The sequence below is a fragment of the Chitinophaga barathri genome (assembly GCF_003807585.1).
Taxonomy (GTDB): domain Bacteria; phylum Bacteroidota; class Bacteroidia; order Chitinophagales; family Chitinophagaceae; genus Chitinophaga; species Chitinophaga barathri.
Genome location: NZ_RMBX01000003.1, coordinates 560797 through 578459, shown reverse-complemented (window position 1 = coordinate 578459; position 17663 = coordinate 560797). Strand labels below are relative to the sequence as shown.

Genomic DNA, 17663 nt, shown 5'->3' with positions numbered 1-17663 from the left:
GGTGTTTTAAAAATGATCAGCCGATCTTTTGCAGCAGGGCGGGTTGCGCCGCCGCGGCCAGTTCCAGCTGGAGGTTTGCCTCGTAGGCGGATGCGCCGGAGCGGACGTTCAGCGAATACCTGCCGGGATAGATCAGGTCCAGCCGCCGTTGTACATTTTTCAGGCCGATGCCCCCATGCGCGCCCATCTGCGGCATTGCGGCGTGGTCGGTGCTGTTGCCCACGGTAAAGTCCAGGTGCTGCCCGCGCAGGTGCAGGCGGATGTTTATCCAGTTCGCCTCGCCCGTATGCCGCGATACGTGTTTGAAGGCGTTTTCCACGAAGGTCATCAGGATAAAAGGCGCGATGCTGAGATGTTCCGCAAAAGGCGGTTCTATGCTGAGGCTCACCGCCACGTTTTCATTCAGCCGCAGCTTTTCCAGTTCTATACAATTCTCCAGGTGGTCGATCTCTTTGCTGAGCGGGATCTGCTTGTCGTTGCACTCGTACAGCTGGTAACGCAGCAGTTCGGAAAACTTTGCCAGTGAATCGGATGCCCTGTCCGGGTTTTTATGGATCAGGAAAAAAATGGAGTTGATGGTATTGAACAGGAAATGCGGGTTGATCTGGTTCTTGAGGAAGTTCAGTTCCGTCTCCAGGTTCTCTTTTTCCAGCAGCTGACGGCGGCGGTTCGCCTGTATCCAGTTTTTGGTGAGTTTGATGCTCATGGCGAGCGTCATACTGGCCAGGGTGGAGGGGAGGGCGTTGCTGAAAAAGAAAAACAGGCAGTTGTTGTGCCCGAAGATCTCGTTCATGGTTTTGCCGGTCACGAAAGGCGCGAGGTAATAACCGGTCACGATCATGGCGGAAGCGCCGGTGACGGTGAGCAGCAGCAGGGAAATATAAGCGGCGAAACGGCTTTTTTCGAGATACTTCGGGATCAGGTAATACAGGTTCACATACACGGCGATGGCCTGGAAAATGACATAAAACGTGAACTTGATGGTACTGTGCGGCTCCATGATGGAGGTGGCGGCTTTGAGCGGGTTGCCCATGGCCACGGACCACCATGTGAAATGGTACACACACCAGAAGGGGATGTGATAGAGTTTGTATTTCAGCAGCCAGTGTGGCCCGGGTTGGGTTTGCACGATGAGGAAGTATATGTTATTAAAGATACTGCGTATTTGGCCATTTGCGCCGCATCGCTATACGATCCGCGCCAAATAAATGACAACCTGCCGGGGCTGGTATACAAGCGGTATTTGGGGCTGTTTTGGGGCATTCCCGGCATTTGGTCAATTAACCCCGGCGGGTGGTCATTCCCGTTTTGGGGAGCGGCGGAGGCGGGTTTGTTTTGTAACGGAAACAAACCGCCCTGTCATGAAAACCTTCATCCTTTACCTGTTACTGGTATTATCCGCTTCCGCCCACGGCGGGGTTGCCGATACCCTGCTCTCCGGCCGGCTCCATTCCCCCGGGGGCGCCCCCGTTCCGTTCGCCAACGCCCACCTGCTCCGCGCGGCGGATACTGTATTCGTAAAAGCGGCATTGACGGATGAAACGGGCCTTTACCGCTTCACAGGCATACCGCCCGGAAAATATATCCTCCGTTTTTCCCGCCTCGGTTTTGTCACCACGGATACCCCGCCTTTTGAGCTTTCGCGGCAGGGCAGGGACGGCGGCATTTTTGTATTGGAGGAAACCGCCCGCCAGCTGGACGAAGTGACCGTCCGAGCAGAAAAGCCGCTATTCCTGCAGCAGCCCTACGGCACTATTGTGAACGTGGAAAGCAGCGTGCTTACCAAAGGCAGTTCCGTACTGGAAGTACTGGAGCGCAGCCCCGGCGTGTACATAGACCGGCGCAATAACAGCATCGGCCTGAACGGCAAAAGCGGGGTGATGGTGATGCTGAACGGCCGGCTTATCCGCATGAGCCAGGAGCAGCTGGTGAATATGCTGCGCGGCATGAGCGCGAACGATATCGAAAAAATAGAACTGCTGAACACCCCGCCCGCCCGGTACGACGCGGAAGGCAGCGCGGGCGTGATCAATATACAACTGAAACGGAACCGCGACCAGGCGGAGATCTCCCTCACCGGCGGTTATGGCTGGGGCGGCAAAGCGGCCGCCAGCGCCGGTTTTGCACGGAACGTCCGCCGGACGGGCCTGTACGGGAACTATTCCTACAACTACGACAACATGAACATGAACTGGTTTTCCGCTTCGGATCACATTGTGCCCATCTTCGGCGGAAGATCCCGGTCGGGTTTCCTGAGCACCATCAAACCTACACAGCAGAGCCATAACCTGAATATCGGTTTTGATACAAAGCTGGATCCCCGGTTCAGTTTTGGTGGCGGCATCACGTTTAACCGCAGCCATGTGAAACAACGTGTGCGGAACGACGCCACCTATCATATCGAAAACGGGAAGGTGATCTCGCTGGATGCCGATGTAAAAGGCCATAACCGCTGGAATAACATCATCGTCTCCCTGTATGCGGACCGGCAGATCAGCGAAAAATCGCAGCTGCGCATCGATGCGGATTACCTGCATTACAGGAACCGTTTTCCTACCACCGCCTACAGTACCATGATGGACCAGTACGGGAACCCGCCCGGGCCGAACGATACTATACTTTCTCCCTGGCAGCGGGGGGAGTCCGGCTCCGTCATTCAGGCGGGTGTGGTGAAGATGGACCATAGCCGGCAGATCAGCGGGAAACTGAAGCTGGAAGCCGGGTTAAAAGGCACGTATACCCATACGCGCAGCGCATCCGGCATAGAAAGCCTCGTGGATGGCGAATGGGTAGGCAGGGCCGCGGCTACGAACAATATCGTGATGAACGAAGGCATCGGCGCGGTGTATCTGTCGCTGAACGCACAGCTGCTTAAAAAGCTCAGCCTGAACGCGGGCGCGCGGTACGAGTACGCCTCCACCCGGATGCGGGACCCTGAAAAGGACGCTGTGGTGGCGGACCGTAAGCTGGGGAAACTTTTTCCGGCTATATTCCTCAGCTGGAAACTGAAGGAAACATCGGACCTGCAATTATCTTATACCAAACGCATCAGCCGCCCGGCCTATAATGATCTCGCATCGTTTGTAGTGTATATAGACCCTACCGGCATGGAGACCGGCAACCCGCTCCTGCGGCCCACGATCACCGACAATATCAAGCTCGGCTACAATTACAAAGGGTATGTTTTCAGCCTGGTGTACAGCCACGACCGGGATCCCATCATCCGATACCAGCTTTCCGAAAGCCTCACCGGCGATTACCTCGTGCTGTCCCCGCACAACATGCATTATTTCAAAAGTTTTTCCTTACAGGCGAACCTCCCGGTGAACGTCACAAAATGGTGGAGCATGAGTTATAGTGTAAATGGCGGCTGGCGCAAGTTTCAGCTGAGCCATACAAAATACCCCGCCACCGGATCGTTCTGGGGCTACACCGCGAACTTCTCCGAAACATTCAGGATGCCCGCCGGTTTCTCCGTGGAGCTGTCCGGCTGGTACAACGGGCCTGCTTACGACGGCTCAAAAAAAGCGGATGGTTTCGGTATGGTGAACGGGGGTATAAAAAAAGAGTTTACAAAAAACCGCGGTAGCCTCCGGTTGTCCGTTACGGACATCTTCAAAACACTTCGTATCACCAGTTATTTCGGAACGGTGACGGAAGAAGCCCTGGACCTTTCCAGCAAGGTGACATTCAGTACGGAATCAGGCATCGCCCGGATCGTGAAGCTGACCTATTCGCGCAGCTTTGGCAGCACCGGGCTGAAGGGGCGGAGGGCGGATGGCGCCGGCTCAAAGGAAGAACGGGAGCGGGTGAGGAATTAGTGTACCTATTTACCGGGGGGAAGATGGACATTGTAAGGGGCCGATCTGGCCATTTTTTAGTTTTACTTTTGGGCAAACAGATCGATCATGAAAACACTCACCATCGTTATCCCGGAGGGGCAGAACAACCTGAGCAGCGTGGTTGGCCCGTATAAGTTCTTTCTTAAGGCCAACGCGCATTACAAAAGCCTGGGAAAAGAGCCGGTGTTCCGTGTGCAGGTGGCGGGTGTTTCTGCATCTACAGACCTTTACGGCGGCCTGTTCTCCATCAATCCGCATACCTATATCAGCGACGTTAAGCAGACGGACTTATTGATCATCCCCGCGCAGGCGCACGAAGGCCTGGAGGCGATAGTGGAGCGGAACAGGGAAGTAGTGAACTGGGTGCGGGAACAATACAAAAACGGGGCGGAAGTGGCCAGCATATGCACCGGCGCATTCCTGCTGGCGGCCACGGGACTGCTGGAGGGGAGATGCTGCTCCACTCATTGGAACGCCGCGAAGAAGTTCACCGAAATGTTCCCCGGCGTGAACCTGCAAACGGACCGGCTGATCACGGACGAGCAGGGTATTTATACAAACGGCGGCGCATATTCTTTCCTCAACCTCATGCTGTACCTGGTGGAAAAATACTACGACAGGCCCACGGCGATCGTTTGCGCCAAAGTGTTCCAGGTGGACATCGACCGCAGCAGCCAGAGCCCTTTCACGATCTTCAACGGCCAGAAAGACCATTCGGACGATGTGATCCTGCGGGCACAGGCCTACCTCGAAAACCACCTGGACGAAAAAGTGAACATGGACGAGCTGGCCGTCAGCCTCTCCGTAAGCCGCCGCAACTTCGACAGGCGCTTTATCAAAGCCACCGGCAATACCCCCGTTGAATACCAGCAAAGGGTAAGGGTGGAAATGGCTAAAAAATCGCTTGAAACCGGCCGTAAAACCGTGAATGAAGTGATGTACGAAACAGGGTATGCGGACGTCAAAGCGTTCAGGGACCTTTTCCGCAGGATCACCGGGCTCACGCCGCAGGAATACCGCAATAAATACAACAAAGACGCAGCCGTGAACAGCCTCTATTGACAGTGCCCGTTCTTCTCCGTATCTTGAACCATATCAATACTGAAAACCACGTCTATGCAACTATCCTTTGCTTGTTTGCGTATGTGCGCCCTGCTGTGCATCCTGTTCATTACCTTTTCCCCGGCCATTGGCCAATCCCCCGCCGCACCGGCCCCACCGCCGCCTGCCGTGTCCCAGAAAAAAACTGCCATCGGGTACTTTGATGAAAAAGGCATTTCCCGGGAAACGCTGGAGTATTACCTCAGCCGCTCTGTGACCATGGCGGAATTTCTCGCGGAGGACCCTTATGTGAACGATGGAACATATCCCTACAAAGCAGATGACCTGCGGATGATCCGCAACATCGGCGCGAAGTTCATCGGCAGGGCTATTTACCGCTGGGGAAAGGAAAGCACGCTGAACAATCCGGACTTTTGGCGCCAGGCACGCAAACTCATTGACGAGGTACATAAAAAAGACCCGGAAGTGATCTTCCAGGCGGCCGTATTCGAGGCCGTAGGGCGGATGGCGGACAGTGTGCCGATTCCGGAATGGACCTTCAAAGCATTGGGCCTGCCGGTGGAGCAACGTTACTTCCGTTACGACAGCATGCTGAACCTCAAAGGCAAACTCGTGGACCATTGGGGCAAAGGCCGCAGCGTGCCGGATATCACCCGCACGGAAGCGCAGCTCTGGCTGATGTTCCTGTCCGGCTCGTATATGAACCTTGGCTGCGAAGCCCTGCACATGGGGCAGATCGCGCTCATCGGTATGGAAGACAAAGACTATCGCCACTGGTCGCAATTCCTGGCCAAAGTAAGAGCTTACGCAAAAGATCATACCCGCCGCCACTGGGTACTGCTGGATGCGCATACGCCTTCCGGCGGCATGGTGGCAAATGGCAAAAGCCTGCTGGACTTTAATTCATTCCCGCTGCGCATCAAAGAAGTCGTGGATAAACCACAGCAGGGCGTGTTGCAGGTCGGTTACCTGGATGCGCTTTTCAAAAGGAGCGAGGGCGGCATTACGCCCAGCGGCTGGGCCTGCGAATCGCTGCCTTACCTCGTGGAGTTCGACAACTTCGGTGTGAGCCGCAACCCCGGCGTGGCGGACACTACTTCGCATTTTATCTGGGGATACGACGAGATCAGCTGGTTTTATCTTCAGCCTGAGGAGTATCGTAACAAATGGTTGTGGTACGCCCGCGACTGGCTCGCCAAAACAGACAAAAACGGTTTCCTGCAAATGCCCATCTGCCGCATCGTATCCCTGGGAAGAGGCAAGCCCATGATCCGTAACCGCGGCAATACAAAATCCCCCGCCTGCCCGATGGGCATTAATGTGGAAGAAACGGTAAAAGCCATCTGGAATACGCCCCCGCGTCTTTAAATACGCTTCATTGCAGGTTTGTAACCATACCGGCAACGGCGGATAAATGTCGGTTTTTTCCAAGTTTATGTTTGATGACGCCCGTAGCTTGCATCAAAAAAACAGATCATGGAAGAACAACAAACACTCATTGATTTTGAGCATGACTGGGATGAAGCCATCCTCACGAACATCACCGCGGAGTTTGAAAAGTTTGTATCCGAAGACTGGGTGATCGTAGGCACGGAAGGCGGCATCATGCCCAAATCCGCCTACCTGCAATGGGTAGGCTCCGGCGACCTGGTGCATACCCGTATGGATTCAGGCTCTTTCAGGGTAAAGATATACGGAGACTCCGCCGTGATCACCAGCAAAGGCACCAGCGCGGGCACCTGGCAGGGCATGCCGTTCAGTTTCCTGGAATGGTCCACCAATGTATGCCGGAAGGAAAACGGCAGATGGGTATGCGTGCTGACGATGCTTACGCCCGCAAAACCGGATTGAAATTATCCTGTGGTATCGCTGGTGGAGGAAGGGTTATGCGTTTGTGTGCGGGAATGTTTTATTTTTATGCCGCTAAAACCTGTATTTTAAAACCTAACCTACCAAACATGGCATTACCGGACATTTTCACACGCGGCGTTTCAGACCAGGTGATTGAACGCATCAACCGTCTTACGCCCGCCACCGCGGCGCAATGGGGTAAAATGAATGTGGGGCAGATGCTGGCCCATGTAAATGTTGCCTACGAAATGGTGTATGATGACAAATACCCTAAACCGGGCTTCTTTATGGGCTTTATGCTGAAAACATTTGTGAAAAAAGTAGTGTGCGACGAAGTACCTTATAAAAAGCACAACCGCACGGCCCCGGCTTTCCTTATCACGGGCGAGCGGGATTTTGAAAGAGAAAAAACGCGCCTCATCGATTATATCAACAAAACGCAGCTGCTGGGCAGCCAGGCTTTTGATAACAAGGAAAGCCTTTCATTTGGCAGGCTCAGCATTCCCGAATGGAACAATATGTTTTACAAACACCTCGATCATCATCTTACACAGTTTGGCGTATAGGCGGCGCAGTTATATCGCATGTATACAACCGTTTCCCATAAAGGAGCGGTTGTTGTGTTTAATAAAAAGGGGAGCGTGGCAGTTTATGGCAGCGCGGGAGTATAGTTGTCTTTCAGCATGATGCCCGTAAGTTGCAGCCGCAGCGCCTCCTGTACGAGATAAAATATCTTGGCGGCCGCCATATCGTAAGGCAAACCTTCCGGCCGGATATTGGAAATGCAGTTACGGGCTTCGTCTGTAATGCCGGGGCGCGGGCTGAAGGTAAGATACACGCCCAGGCTATCCGGCGAGCTGAGGCCCGGCCTTTCGCCGATGAGGAGGATGGAAAGTTTTGCCTGCAGCAGCCCGCCGATCTCATCGCCGATGGCCACGCGACCCTGCTGTACCAGCTGTATGGGCGCGCAGCTGATCTTCCGGGACAGCAGCATGGGCATCAGTCTTTCAATCAGAGGAATAGCATGCTGGTTCGCCGCCGTGGCAGAAAGGCCGTCCACCACAATGATCGCCACATCCTTGTTCGCGGGCGCGAAAGACGCGGCTGATGCCGGGTGCAGTTTCCTGCCTTTGTCTGGCCTTTGCAGGTAATCCGTACGGTCCGCGGCTTCGCTGTGCAATATATTTATTTCCCAGGGCTGCTGTGTGAACAGCCGGAGGTCCAGCGCGGAGAATACGGCATCCCTGGCATGCGCGTGCGCCAGCCTGAACTGTAGTACTTCGCGGAGCGGAATGGCGGCGCCGGTTCTGCCCAAGGCGATACGCGCGGCGGTAAACCTGCGCAACCCGCTCCAGGGGTCCGGTGTGATGTACAGTTCTTCGCTCATAGATAATTTTGCAGCAGCAGGTGAGAAGAGGGTACGGGTAATGCCTTACCGTTTTGATCCATTAAGCCGTATTGTATCAGCCACTGTTCAAATTCAGGCGCGGGCCGCAAACCCAGCGCCTGCCTGATATACAGCGCATCGTGAAAAGAAGTGGATTGATAGTTCAGCATGATATCGTCCGCGCCGGGCACGCCCATCACAAAGTTGCAGCCCGCCACGCCCAGCAGCGTAAGCAGGGTGTCCATATCATCCTGGTCCGCATTCGCGTGATTGGTGTAACATACATCCACGCCCATTGGCAGGCCGAGCAGCTTGCCGCAGAAATGATCTTCCAGTGCGGCGCGGATGATCTGTTTGCCGTCAAACAAATATTCGGGGCCAATAAAACCTACCACGGTGTTCACCAGCAGTGGGTTAAAACGGCGTGCCACCGCATACGCCCTGCTTTCGCAGGTCTGCTGGTCCACGTCTTCATGTGCGTTTGCGGATAAACTGCTGCCCTGGCCTGTTTCGAAATACATTACGTTGTTGCCGATGGTGCCGCGTTTCAGTTCCAGCGCGGCGGTATAGGCCTCTTCCAGCAATGAAAGGCTTACGCCGAAACTCCTGTTGGTCTTCTCCGTGCCGCCGATGGACTGGAACACAAGGTCTACCGGCGCTTTCCGCATCACCTGCATAGCAGTGGTGATGTGGCAGAGTACGCAGGACTGTGTGGGCACATGGTATTGCTGCCTGAAATTGTCGATAAGCGTAAGCAGGCTGATCACGGCTTCGGGGCTGTCCGTGGCGGGGTTGATCCCGATCACCGCGTCTCCGCTGCCATACAGCAGGCCGTCTATCATGGAGGCCGCAATGCCTTTCGGATCATCTGTATTGTGGTTGGGTTGTAATCGTACGCTGAGCCTGCCTTTTAGCCCTATGGTGTTCCTGAACTTCGTGACCACTTCCATCTTGCGGGCGGCGCTGATAAGGTCCTGGTTGCGCATGAGTTTGCTCACTGCCGCCGCCATTTCGGGGGTGATGCCCGCGGCGGTTTGCCGCAGCGTGGCGGTGTCCGCAAGATCGCTGAGCAGCCAGTCGCGCAGCCCGCCCACGGTGAGGGAAGCGATGGGAGCGAAGGCCGTGGCATCGTGTGTGTCCATGATCAGGCGGGTGATCTCATCCTGTTCGTAAGGGATCACGGCCTGTTGCAGGAATGTTTTGAGCGGAAGGTCGGCCAGCGTCATCTGAGCGGCCACGCGTTCTTCGTAAGTATCGGCGGAAAGCCCCGCCAATGCGTCTCCCGACCGGTGCGGCGATGCTTTGGCCAGTAACGTTTTCAGGTCACTGAAATGATAGCTGCGGTGATGTATGGTATGGCGCCAGGACATATATTGCGTTTCAGGAAAGCTGCCGGATCTTTTGTTTTTGTACGATAAGATACGTTATCCGGGTTACAATCAGCCCCGCAAAAAAGATAAGGATAAGTGTCTGGTTTTTAATGTTTTCTATTCATGCACCCGCAGCACTTCGCCGGTAATGACGCCTTCCACGCTTCTCAGGTAGGCATTTACCAGCCTGGACATGGGTACCGGGTTAAATCCCGGGAAGAGGTGGCCGATGGTACAAAAATAGGAAGGAGGGAAATGGCGGTGTTATAATAAATCAAAGGGATGATTGTAAAATTCAAGCGGATCACTTTTTTTCAAGTACATATTTGATGGCGAGCGGATGCGGAATGACTTCCTTCAGGCTATCCCGGTGTTTGATCAGGGAGAATGCCGGAATATTGTCCCAGCGGCCCCTGGTGACAATCTGGTCTTCGGAAAGGTGCAGTTTTATCACGAAGTGATTGGCGGTATCGGCGGGGTAATCGAAGCTCCTGGCGAACATGCGGTTCAGCGTAATCAGCGTAATGAAACTGCCTTCTTTCCTGATATCGCTTTTAACCGGGGCGGTATCATATTCATTTAACCGATAAATGACGCCGATGCGGGGCAGCCACTGGGCGGCGGAGATCCATTGGGTCACATTCGCGTCGTTTTTGTTCAGGACGGTGAGATAAATACTGTCTCCGGGTACACGGGTGGCGGTAACCTGTTGTACGACCGGGATCGTTTTGTTGTCCGCCGGTTGAAAATGTATGGTGTCTCTTTTTGTGGTCCAGGTTCCGCAGTTGTAATATTGGTTTGCTTCACATCCGGACATATAAACGTATGTCCCGTTTTTGTGAAGGGTGATAGTATGCCCGCAAAGACCCGATATGGACGAATAGCTGTAGGTCTGGTAAGGGCGTTCCTGTGCGCCCCCATGTAAAAAAGCCGCCAGCAGGCAGCTGAGGAAGATCATTTTTTTGATCATTGATGTGTGTGTTGGTCATACACAGCGGAGATTATACCGGGCATTTCGAGCCTGCCTTCTTTTCTGAGAAGACAAAACCGGCTCATCCGGCACCACTCACGGGCGGATGCCCATTCGGCGGGAATGTTCAGCCTGATCACGAAGTTATTGGCCACATCGCTGGGCAGCCGGATGTCCTGGCCCATCACGCTGAGCAATAAACGCCCTTCCGAAGGCGGGTTCGTGATCAGTATTTTCCCTTCCGGTGAAATAAGCATCGGGTCGCGGCCGCCGTCCGGCAGTTCCCAGGAAAGCGCAGTGCTCTGGGAGATATTTTTGCCGCAGCTGGCGAGTATCACCACGCTGAGCGAGTCGCCGGGTGTGGTGAACGCCGTTAGCGACTGTATCACTTTTACATTTTCCGGGTTCCCGGACCGGAAAAATACCGTGTCCTGTACCTGCCGCCATTGCCCTACCGAACTTTCCCCGGCGCCTTTGCAGCCGCCGGTGGTATAAAAAGTCCCGTCCCGGTAAAGCATCACCGACTGCCCGCAGGAATCCGCGGATCGTTTATAAAGCTCATATTCAGCAGTTTGGGCAGATGCCGTAATGGCATACAGAAAAGCGGGAAAAAGGCATAGGGCGTATTTCATAACTGTACGGTTTACAGAAAGACGCCTCAAATATAGTGCAAATAATACTAATATTTTATTAGTCCAGCTGGTAAACGAGAATGGTCAGGCCAATGAGGCCGCCAATGGTCAAGAGACCGGAGAATGTACGCATTGGGTGACGGTACTTCCGGTAATCCAGCGAATGGGCGGAGCAGAACCCGCGGGTGAGTGGGGTTGTTTTTTTAAACCCGCATTGACTGCAAACAGTAAAGGCGTCTTTGCCCACCGGGAAAAAGGGTATATAATAAACATGAACGTATTCGGAATACACCATCACTTCTGCGTGCTGGCTTGAATTACAAACAGGACAGTCTGTATGCAGATATTCTGTATGGACAGGTGTCTGCGAGGTTCCGAAAATTACAAGGCTCATAGGGTAAATAGGTTTGGATGCCAAAGTATGGAAATAAACCGAAAACCTCTCAATTCCTTACTAAGCAGCACTCAATTCCGGAATTGAATAGGCTGCCGGAGCGCCTTTTTACATATTTGCCTAAACAAAGAAACGACAGCATGTTGCACAAACCTTACGCCATTCTAATGCTTTTTATTTGTTTCACCGCCGGCCTCCGGGCGCAGGATCAAAGATGGGGCAGCGCCAATCTTAGCTCTTTTGAAAAGAAAATAACATCCCTCCGGGAAAAATATCACATCCCCGGTCTTTCAGTAGGCGTCATGCACGGGAAAACGCTGACCTGGAAAAAAGGATTCGGGTATGCGGACGTAGCCAACAAGATCGTGCCCGATGAAAACACCGTGTACCAGGTGGCCTCCGTTACCAAAACCTTTGGTTCCATCCTCCTCATGCAACAGGTAGAAGCCGGGAAGCTCAGCCTGGACGATCCGATCAGTAAATATGGCATCAACCTCGGCGCCCGCTGGGGCAGCGACCCGCGCATCAAACTGAAACATCTCATGACCCATACGGCCATGGGCAACATGTGGAACAGTTATAAACCCGGCTACAAATTCAGGTACAATGGGGGCTGGTACCACCAGCTGGACAAAGCGATCGAAAAATCGTCCGGCCGCGGTTTCGGGGAGCTGCTGATGGATACCATCGTGCGCCCGCTGGGAATGACGCGCACCGCACCCAGTACGGACGATAGCCTGGATTTTAGTCTCAGCGGCCTGGACAAAGAAAAATATCTTTCATGGACGGCCCGGCCTTATGACTGGAACAAAAAGAAAAAACGGCTGGATACCGTCACCTTCAAATACGGCTTCGGCCCGGCGGCAGGGTTGATGAGCACCGTGGCGGACCTTGCCCTTTATTCAGCCGCCATAGATGAAAAACGTTTCCTGCAACCGGGAACCTGGGAGCAGGTATGGACGCCTTTTGTCAACAAAAGAGGGAAAAAGATCCAATATGGCCTGGGCTGGTTCGTGACCAGTTACAAAGGCCTGAAAATGATCTGGCACACCGGCTGGTGGATGGGATACTCCGCCCTGTTCCTGAAAGTGCCGGAAAAAGACATCACTTTTATCATTCTTGCCAATTCGCAGGACGTCAGCCGGCCGTTTTATCACATCGTTCAGCCGCTGGGTGGTCCTTTTGGGTTCTTCAGCCCCTTTCATAAAAACCTGAATAGAAAGGTGCAGGCTTCGGCATTTGCGAAAGCCTTCCTGGATCATTTCCTGGAATAAGCGGTATGCCGGAAAGGGCTGTCCTTATTTTCCCTGTCCCTGCAATTTCTTTAATTGCACCACGGCATTATCGTTCTTCGGGTCCAGCGTGAGGGACTTTTGGTAATATTCTATCGCGAGGGAGTTATTGCCTTTTTCCATCCAGGCTTCGGCGAGGCTGTCCCATACATTGCCGGATTGCGGAAAGTCCGCGGCGTTCTGCTCCAGCACGGCAATGGCATCGTCCACCCGTTTCTGCCGCAGCAACTGGTAGCCGATGGTGTTCAGTTTGGCTTCTGTGAATTTTTTGCCTTTCTCATGATGGGCCTGTAAGGCCGCGGCCGCCCCGCGTTGCAGGATATCCGCGTACAGGGCGGGGGCGTCCGGATCGTAGCGGTCATAACCCAGCCATGCCACAGCAGGGTGTTCGCCGCCGAGGCCGTCGTTCAGCATTTCGGTGGCGATGGTAAGGCCGTTGCGGCTATTGGTAAAATAGAGGATGGCGTTTTTCTTCACCAGGTCCGCCGTGAAATAACATTTGCTGTCTCCCTGGTCGCCCCAATGCCAGGCATATTTCCCACCAGGAGTACTTTCCAATCCCACGCCGAGGCCCCAGGCCACCTGTGGCGACTTCTCGTCCACGCCTATCTGCGGGCTGAGCATAACCTTGAGGGTGGCTGGTTTCAGGCCTTTGCCCTCCAGCAGGGCGATCAGGAATTTTGAATAATCCCCGATAGTGGTGCGCAGGCTGGCGGCGGCGTTTACGCCATGGCCTTCCCAGCGGCGGGACGGCGCGCCCAGCCAGTCGTGCCGGTATACCAGCAATGAATCAAAAGGAGTTTCCCAGTTGTAGCTGCTGCTGGTCATGCCCAGCGGCTCAAACACAGTTTTGTTGATATAGGCGTTAAACTCCGTGCCGGTGATCAGTTCCGCCACTTTGGAAAGCATCACAAACCCTTCGCCTGAATACTGAAACCTTTCGCCCGGTTTGAACAGGATGGTGAGCTTGCCGCCTTCCGGCCGCCAGTTCGGGAAGCCGCCGGAATGGCTCAGCACCATGCGGGCCGTGATGAGTTGTATCCTTTCGTCTTCTACCTCATAATTATTGCCGAGATATTTCGTGAGCGGCAGGTCCAGGTCCAGCCGGCCATCGTCTACCAGCTTTAACACGCCGTAGGCGGCCACAACCTTGCTGAGGGAAGCCGCTTCAAAAACGGTGGCGGGCGTGACGGGTTTGCCAGTGGCGGAATTACTTACACCGTAGCTGTGCGTCCATACCAGCTGGCCGTTCTCAATGAGCGCGGCGGTCAGGCCGGGGATCATGGCGTCTTTCATTAGCACGGGAATGTCTTTTTCCAGCTTTGCAACGGCGGGGTTTTGCGCGCGGAGGCAAAAGGCCGAAAGCAGCAGGCAGATGACGGATAAGGGTGTTTTCATCATAAAAGGTTGTTTGAACAGAGAAGCCGCCCCGCACGGACGGGTTACTTTATAAGGACGCGGCCCTTGTTCTAAAGTTTCATTTCAACCGGGGAAACATTCTTCTATTTGTCTTGTGCTATTCTCCGTCTTTATAAACGGTTGATCTGCCGCGTAATTGTCACATCCTTTATTTTGTCGTCTTCCGCCAGCAGTATCGCTTTGCTGAGGATAAGAGAAAGCCCCGCATCGCCTTCGAACGGGAGGAAAAAGCTGCCGCCGGGCTCTTTGGCGGACCGGACCGCCACGATGCACAGGTACTGGTCGTTCGGCTCCATGAGGATGTTCGTGCTGCCCAGGTGAATCTTGTAGGTGCGTAATTTTCCTTTTACGACAAGGAACTTATCCTGTAAGGTGGTCACCGGCGCGATCTTCAGCCGGGGCACCAGGTTTTCGAGTATATAACGGCGGGTTTTGGCCACTTCTGTAAGCTCTCCGAAGGAATAGGTATACCAGTAATCGCGGTATCGCGGGATGCCGCCGCTGTCCGTCCAGTTGGGGTCATTGCCCACGCTGGCCACGCCCACAAAAAGATCGGCGTCGCGCATGACTTCCGAGAGTGCAACAGCGGGCACCTCCGGCAGGCTGACGGTCTCCCTGGTGAAGGTATTGATGAACCGCAGCTGGTCCGTGGCAATGTATTCGTACATGCCGGAGGGCAGGATGTGTTCCTGGTCCTGCACTGCGTGTATCCAGTATTCCGCGCGCAGGTTAAAATCGGGCAGAAGGAGGGTGGCCACTTCTTCAGACCCGCCGTCAAAAGAGCCGCGCAGGGCATATTTCCAGCCACGGAGTTTGGCTAGCGAGTTGAACTGATGCTGGCGCAGGATGTGCGCGGCCATCCGGTTGCTATAGCTGAGTGTGTTCACTTCGGCGTCCGTGAGCAGGTATATTTCCCGGAAAGCCTGTTTTACCGGCTGTACGATCTGCTCCTGCATGAGGAAGTCCCGCCATTGCCGGATGACCGCCGCGCTGTGATGTACGGGATGCCAGAGCGTAAAATGCGTCTGTTCTCCCGGTGTAAGCGCCACTGCATGGCCTTCCTGATCCAGCCAGGTGTCGTTATGATAAATGACATGATGTTGTATGCCTTCATGCTCCACTGTCCAGATGAGTTTGCGGGCAATGTATCCGAGCAGGGGATGATTAAAATAATACGTTTTGAAATGCGGCCAGGGAATACTGCGGTCAATCCGGAAAAACCTGTCCATTCTGTCCCGCTGGGCGCTGAGCGTGGCCTCCGACTGTTTGATGATTTCTTTGATGGTCTTTAGTGTTTCGGCATGTTGTTCTTTCACCTGCGCGGGTACGGACTTCTGTGGCGTACCATCCGCTTTGAACCAGTTCAGTGCTGTTTTGCCTGTGCCGGTCAATTGTAATACGGCGCTGGCGCTGTCGAAGCTGAAGGTTATTTTCCCGTCTTCAAAACCATGATCCTCCACCGCCATATCTTCTATGTCGTGCGTGGAAACACCTTGCGCGATGGCCGCTTCCACCAGGTACTTTTCGATGATGCCCTGTGTGTTATTTTGCCGGATGCGCAGCTTCAGCCTGGAAAGATGCCCGATGCCGCCCATGCCTTCGGAATTGGCGAGCGCAAACAGGCAGGCGTTGCCGAGGGCGGGCGCGGCGGGGCCGGTCTGCGGTATTTTCCGGAAAGCACGTTCCGCCAGGGCGGCGATATTAAATAAAGTGGTTTTGTCTGAATAATAAGAGCAGATCCACACAAATCCCCTGACGTGATCGAAGATGCCGGAATGGAGATAAGTAGTGCACGTATATCCATACCCGTTATCTTCTTCCGAATCTTTCATAGCGGCCAGGAATACCAGCCAATCATTGATCTTTTCATGAAAGGCATCTTCGCCCAGGGCCCTGATCAGCGCACCGCCTTCGGTCAGGAATTTATTGGAAGGTTTGCTGCCGCTGGCTTTCTGTGTATGGATCATCAGCCTGGCCCAGTGGCCGGCTTCTGCGCCGCTCAGTCCACGGAGATATTGATTGGCATAGTCGCTGAATATATCGTTGCCCCGGAAATAAACAGGCACCGGTCCACCATCAGTCTGCATGAGCCGGGCGTATACCGGGCCGAGCTTGGCCAGTTGTTTGGTCTGATCTTTTCGCAGGTGATACGCCGCCGGGGCTTCCAGTTTTTCTTTCAGCGTACTGAGCGCGCTCCTCAATGTATCCGATACCGGTCCTTCGGGTTTGATCTTATCGAGTTGTGATATCAGCTGCATGATGGGCCAGTGGCTGATATGATTGTTGTCATGGTGCGTGCATTGGTAACTGCTGAATACGGTCACGAGGGTATGGATATCCTCATCGTCCAGGTTCATCTTCTCTTTGATCGTTGCCTCGATAATAAAGGTCCAGAGGTGATACATCTGGTTGCCCTTCGAGGTGTTAAATTTCGTGTGATCGGTCATCAGGGCGTGCAGTTCCTGCGTGGCGGTTACGATTAATGCCACCTTTTCTTTATCCGTCAGCGGTTGTATACGTTCTTTAAATACCTTTTTATCGGTAAAAGGGGAGATGGAATTGATGGCTCTTTCGTGCAGCATTTCCTGGTGGGCCGCCTCGCCGATGGCAAGATAAAAAGAGCGCGTATCGCCCGGTGGCTGGCTTTTTTCAGGCGGCGCGTCATTGCCGGCCGCTGGTTTGTTGCCGGAGTTTTTATTCTTCAGAAAATCGAAGATCCCCATAAGGCATAGGTTTTATCCGCCTACCAGCGGCGTGAGTTTGATAAAGCTGATGCGGGTGTTTTCATTGATCAGGACCATCTGATCCAGCGAGGTGGACTGGATATTGTCCACCAGCACGAAGAAGCCATTTTTCGTATAGGCGTCGAGTGCGGTCGCGCATTGCTGGCTGGCATCCACCTTTTTGTGGGCTTTTATCTTAAATCCGTTGATGGTGCGTTCTGCATCGCCGGGTTGTATGAGGCCGTTGAAATACTCCGGCATCTTATTGTTATAGGCTTCCACTTCAGCACGAACGCGGGTGGTGATGATATCTGAGATTGTCGTAAGCTCGCTGGCAAAGGATATTTCCAGCTCACGGAGCACCTTCCCGCCGGCGCTCTCGTCTGTCATTGTTAGGGTTACGGGCATAGGTATAATTTACCTTAAATATAAGACAAATCCGGCATTTTTCATTCTCACCTTCCCTTGTATGGGCCTCATTTTGAAAGATTTACCATACATCACGTTCCCGTTGCCGCCCGTGTTATATTTCAAAAAAAACAAACTTTCGCTTAGGATTCCGAATAATTCATTTTTATATTTGCCTGTCAGATTTCTTTCGCCGGATGGAGCGGATAAATCCATTCCTATATAGCTATGTTTTTTTGTATATGAAACGTCGGAACCCCGCTGCTTAAAGCGTCCATATCTTTAATAACGCACTTATATAGTACGCCAACCG

The 17663-nt window shown here is 53.7% G+C and carries 15 protein-coding genes; 6 read left to right on the top strand and 9 right to left on the bottom strand.

Annotation, left to right across the window (positions count from 1 at the left end):
* Positions 1-16 precede the first annotated feature (16 nt).
* Positions 17-1129, bottom strand: coding sequence for a sensor histidine kinase (locus tag EG028_RS08120; protein WP_241559056.1), 1113 nt, complete (start codon positions 1127-1129; stop codon positions 17-19).
* Between the two features lie 232 nt (positions 1130-1361).
* On the opposite strand from EG028_RS08120, the gene EG028_RS08115 reads away from it, so the two are divergent.
* The 5 genes from EG028_RS08115 (at position 1362) to EG028_RS08095 (ending at position 7321) form a co-directional block, all read left to right on the top strand.
* Positions 1362-3821: a TonB-dependent receptor domain-containing protein gene (locus tag EG028_RS08115; protein WP_162946258.1), complete on the top strand. Its 2460-nt coding sequence runs from the start codon at positions 1362-1364 to the stop codon at positions 3819-3821.
* A gap of 87 nt (positions 3822-3908) precedes the next feature.
* Positions 3909-4904 (top strand): GlxA family transcriptional regulator, encoded by a 996-nt coding sequence (locus EG028_RS08110; RefSeq protein WP_120515095.1) that lies wholly within the window; start codon positions 3909-3911, stop codon positions 4902-4904.
* 54 nt (positions 4905-4958) lie between these two features.
* The gene (locus EG028_RS08105) at positions 4959-6272 is read left to right on the top strand and encodes a hypothetical protein (protein WP_241559055.1); all 1314 of its coding nucleotides are present in this window, start codon (positions 4959-4961) and stop codon (positions 6270-6272) included.
* A gap of 108 nt (positions 6273-6380) precedes the next feature.
* Entirely contained in the window at positions 6381-6755 is a 375-nt protein-coding gene (locus tag EG028_RS08100) for a nuclear transport factor 2 family protein (RefSeq protein WP_120515094.1), read from the top strand.
* A 107-nt stretch (positions 6756-6862) separates the two neighbouring features.
* Complete coding sequence (locus EG028_RS08095) at positions 6863-7321, top strand: DUF1569 domain-containing protein (protein WP_120515093.1); 459 nt, start codon at positions 6863-6865, stop codon at positions 7319-7321.
* A gap of 83 nt (positions 7322-7404) precedes the next feature.
* Here EG028_RS08095 and eutC read toward each other — a convergent pair whose 3' ends face one another.
* The 5 genes from eutC to EG028_RS08070 form a co-directional block, all read right to left on the bottom strand.
* Positions 7405-8142, bottom strand: a complete 738-nt coding sequence (eutC, locus tag EG028_RS08090; protein WP_120515092.1) for an ethanolamine ammonia-lyase subunit EutC — start codon at positions 8140-8142, stop codon at positions 7405-7407.
* Positions 8139-9512 carry an ethanolamine ammonia-lyase subunit EutB gene (locus EG028_RS08085; RefSeq protein ID WP_120515091.1) on the bottom strand — a complete coding sequence of 458 codons (1374 nt, stop codon included), beginning with the start codon at positions 9510-9512 and terminating at the stop codon, positions 8139-8141. Before EG028_RS08085 ends, eutC begins: the two co-directional genes overlap by 4 nt.
* A gap of 304 nt (positions 9513-9816) precedes the next feature.
* The gene (locus EG028_RS08080) at positions 9817-10482 is read right to left on the bottom strand and encodes a hypothetical protein (RefSeq protein ID WP_120515090.1); all 666 of its coding nucleotides are present in this window, start codon (positions 10480-10482) and stop codon (positions 9817-9819) included.
* Positions 10479-11114 (bottom strand): hypothetical protein, encoded by a 636-nt coding sequence (locus tag EG028_RS08075; protein ID WP_120515089.1) that lies wholly within the window; start codon positions 11112-11114, stop codon positions 10479-10481. The genes EG028_RS08080 and EG028_RS08075 overlap by 4 nt, the downstream gene beginning before the upstream one ends.
* A 58-nt stretch (positions 11115-11172) precedes the next feature.
* The gene (locus EG028_RS08070; RefSeq protein ID WP_120515088.1) at positions 11173-11508 is read right to left on the bottom strand and encodes a zinc-ribbon domain-containing protein; all 336 of its coding nucleotides are present in this window, start codon (positions 11506-11508) and stop codon (positions 11173-11175) included.
* Positions 11509-11648: 140 nt separating this feature from the next.
* On the opposite strand from EG028_RS08070, the gene EG028_RS08065 reads away from it, so the two are divergent.
* On the top strand, positions 11649-12782 hold the full coding sequence (locus tag EG028_RS08065; RefSeq protein WP_162946257.1) for a serine hydrolase domain-containing protein: 1134 nt from the start codon (positions 11649-11651) through the stop codon (positions 12780-12782).
* Between the two features lie 24 nt (positions 12783-12806).
* Here the strand turns inward: EG028_RS08065 and EG028_RS08060 are convergent, their stop codons facing one another.
* The 3 genes from EG028_RS08060 to EG028_RS08050 all read right to left on the bottom strand — a co-directional run bounded on the left by EG028_RS08060 (position 12807) and on the right by EG028_RS08050 (position 17350).
* Positions 12807-14201: a serine hydrolase gene (locus EG028_RS08060; protein WP_120515086.1), complete on the bottom strand. Its 1395-nt coding sequence runs from the start codon at positions 14199-14201 to the stop codon at positions 12807-12809.
* Positions 14202-14329: 128 nt separating this feature from the next.
* Positions 14330-16942, bottom strand: a complete 2613-nt coding sequence (locus EG028_RS08055) for a DUF4132 domain-containing protein (RefSeq protein WP_120515085.1) — start codon at positions 16940-16942, stop codon at positions 14330-14332.
* A gap of 12 nt (positions 16943-16954) precedes the next feature.
* Positions 16955-17350, bottom strand: coding sequence for a hypothetical protein (locus EG028_RS08050; protein WP_120515084.1), 396 nt, complete (start codon positions 17348-17350; stop codon positions 16955-16957).
* Positions 17351-17663 lie beyond the last annotated feature (313 nt).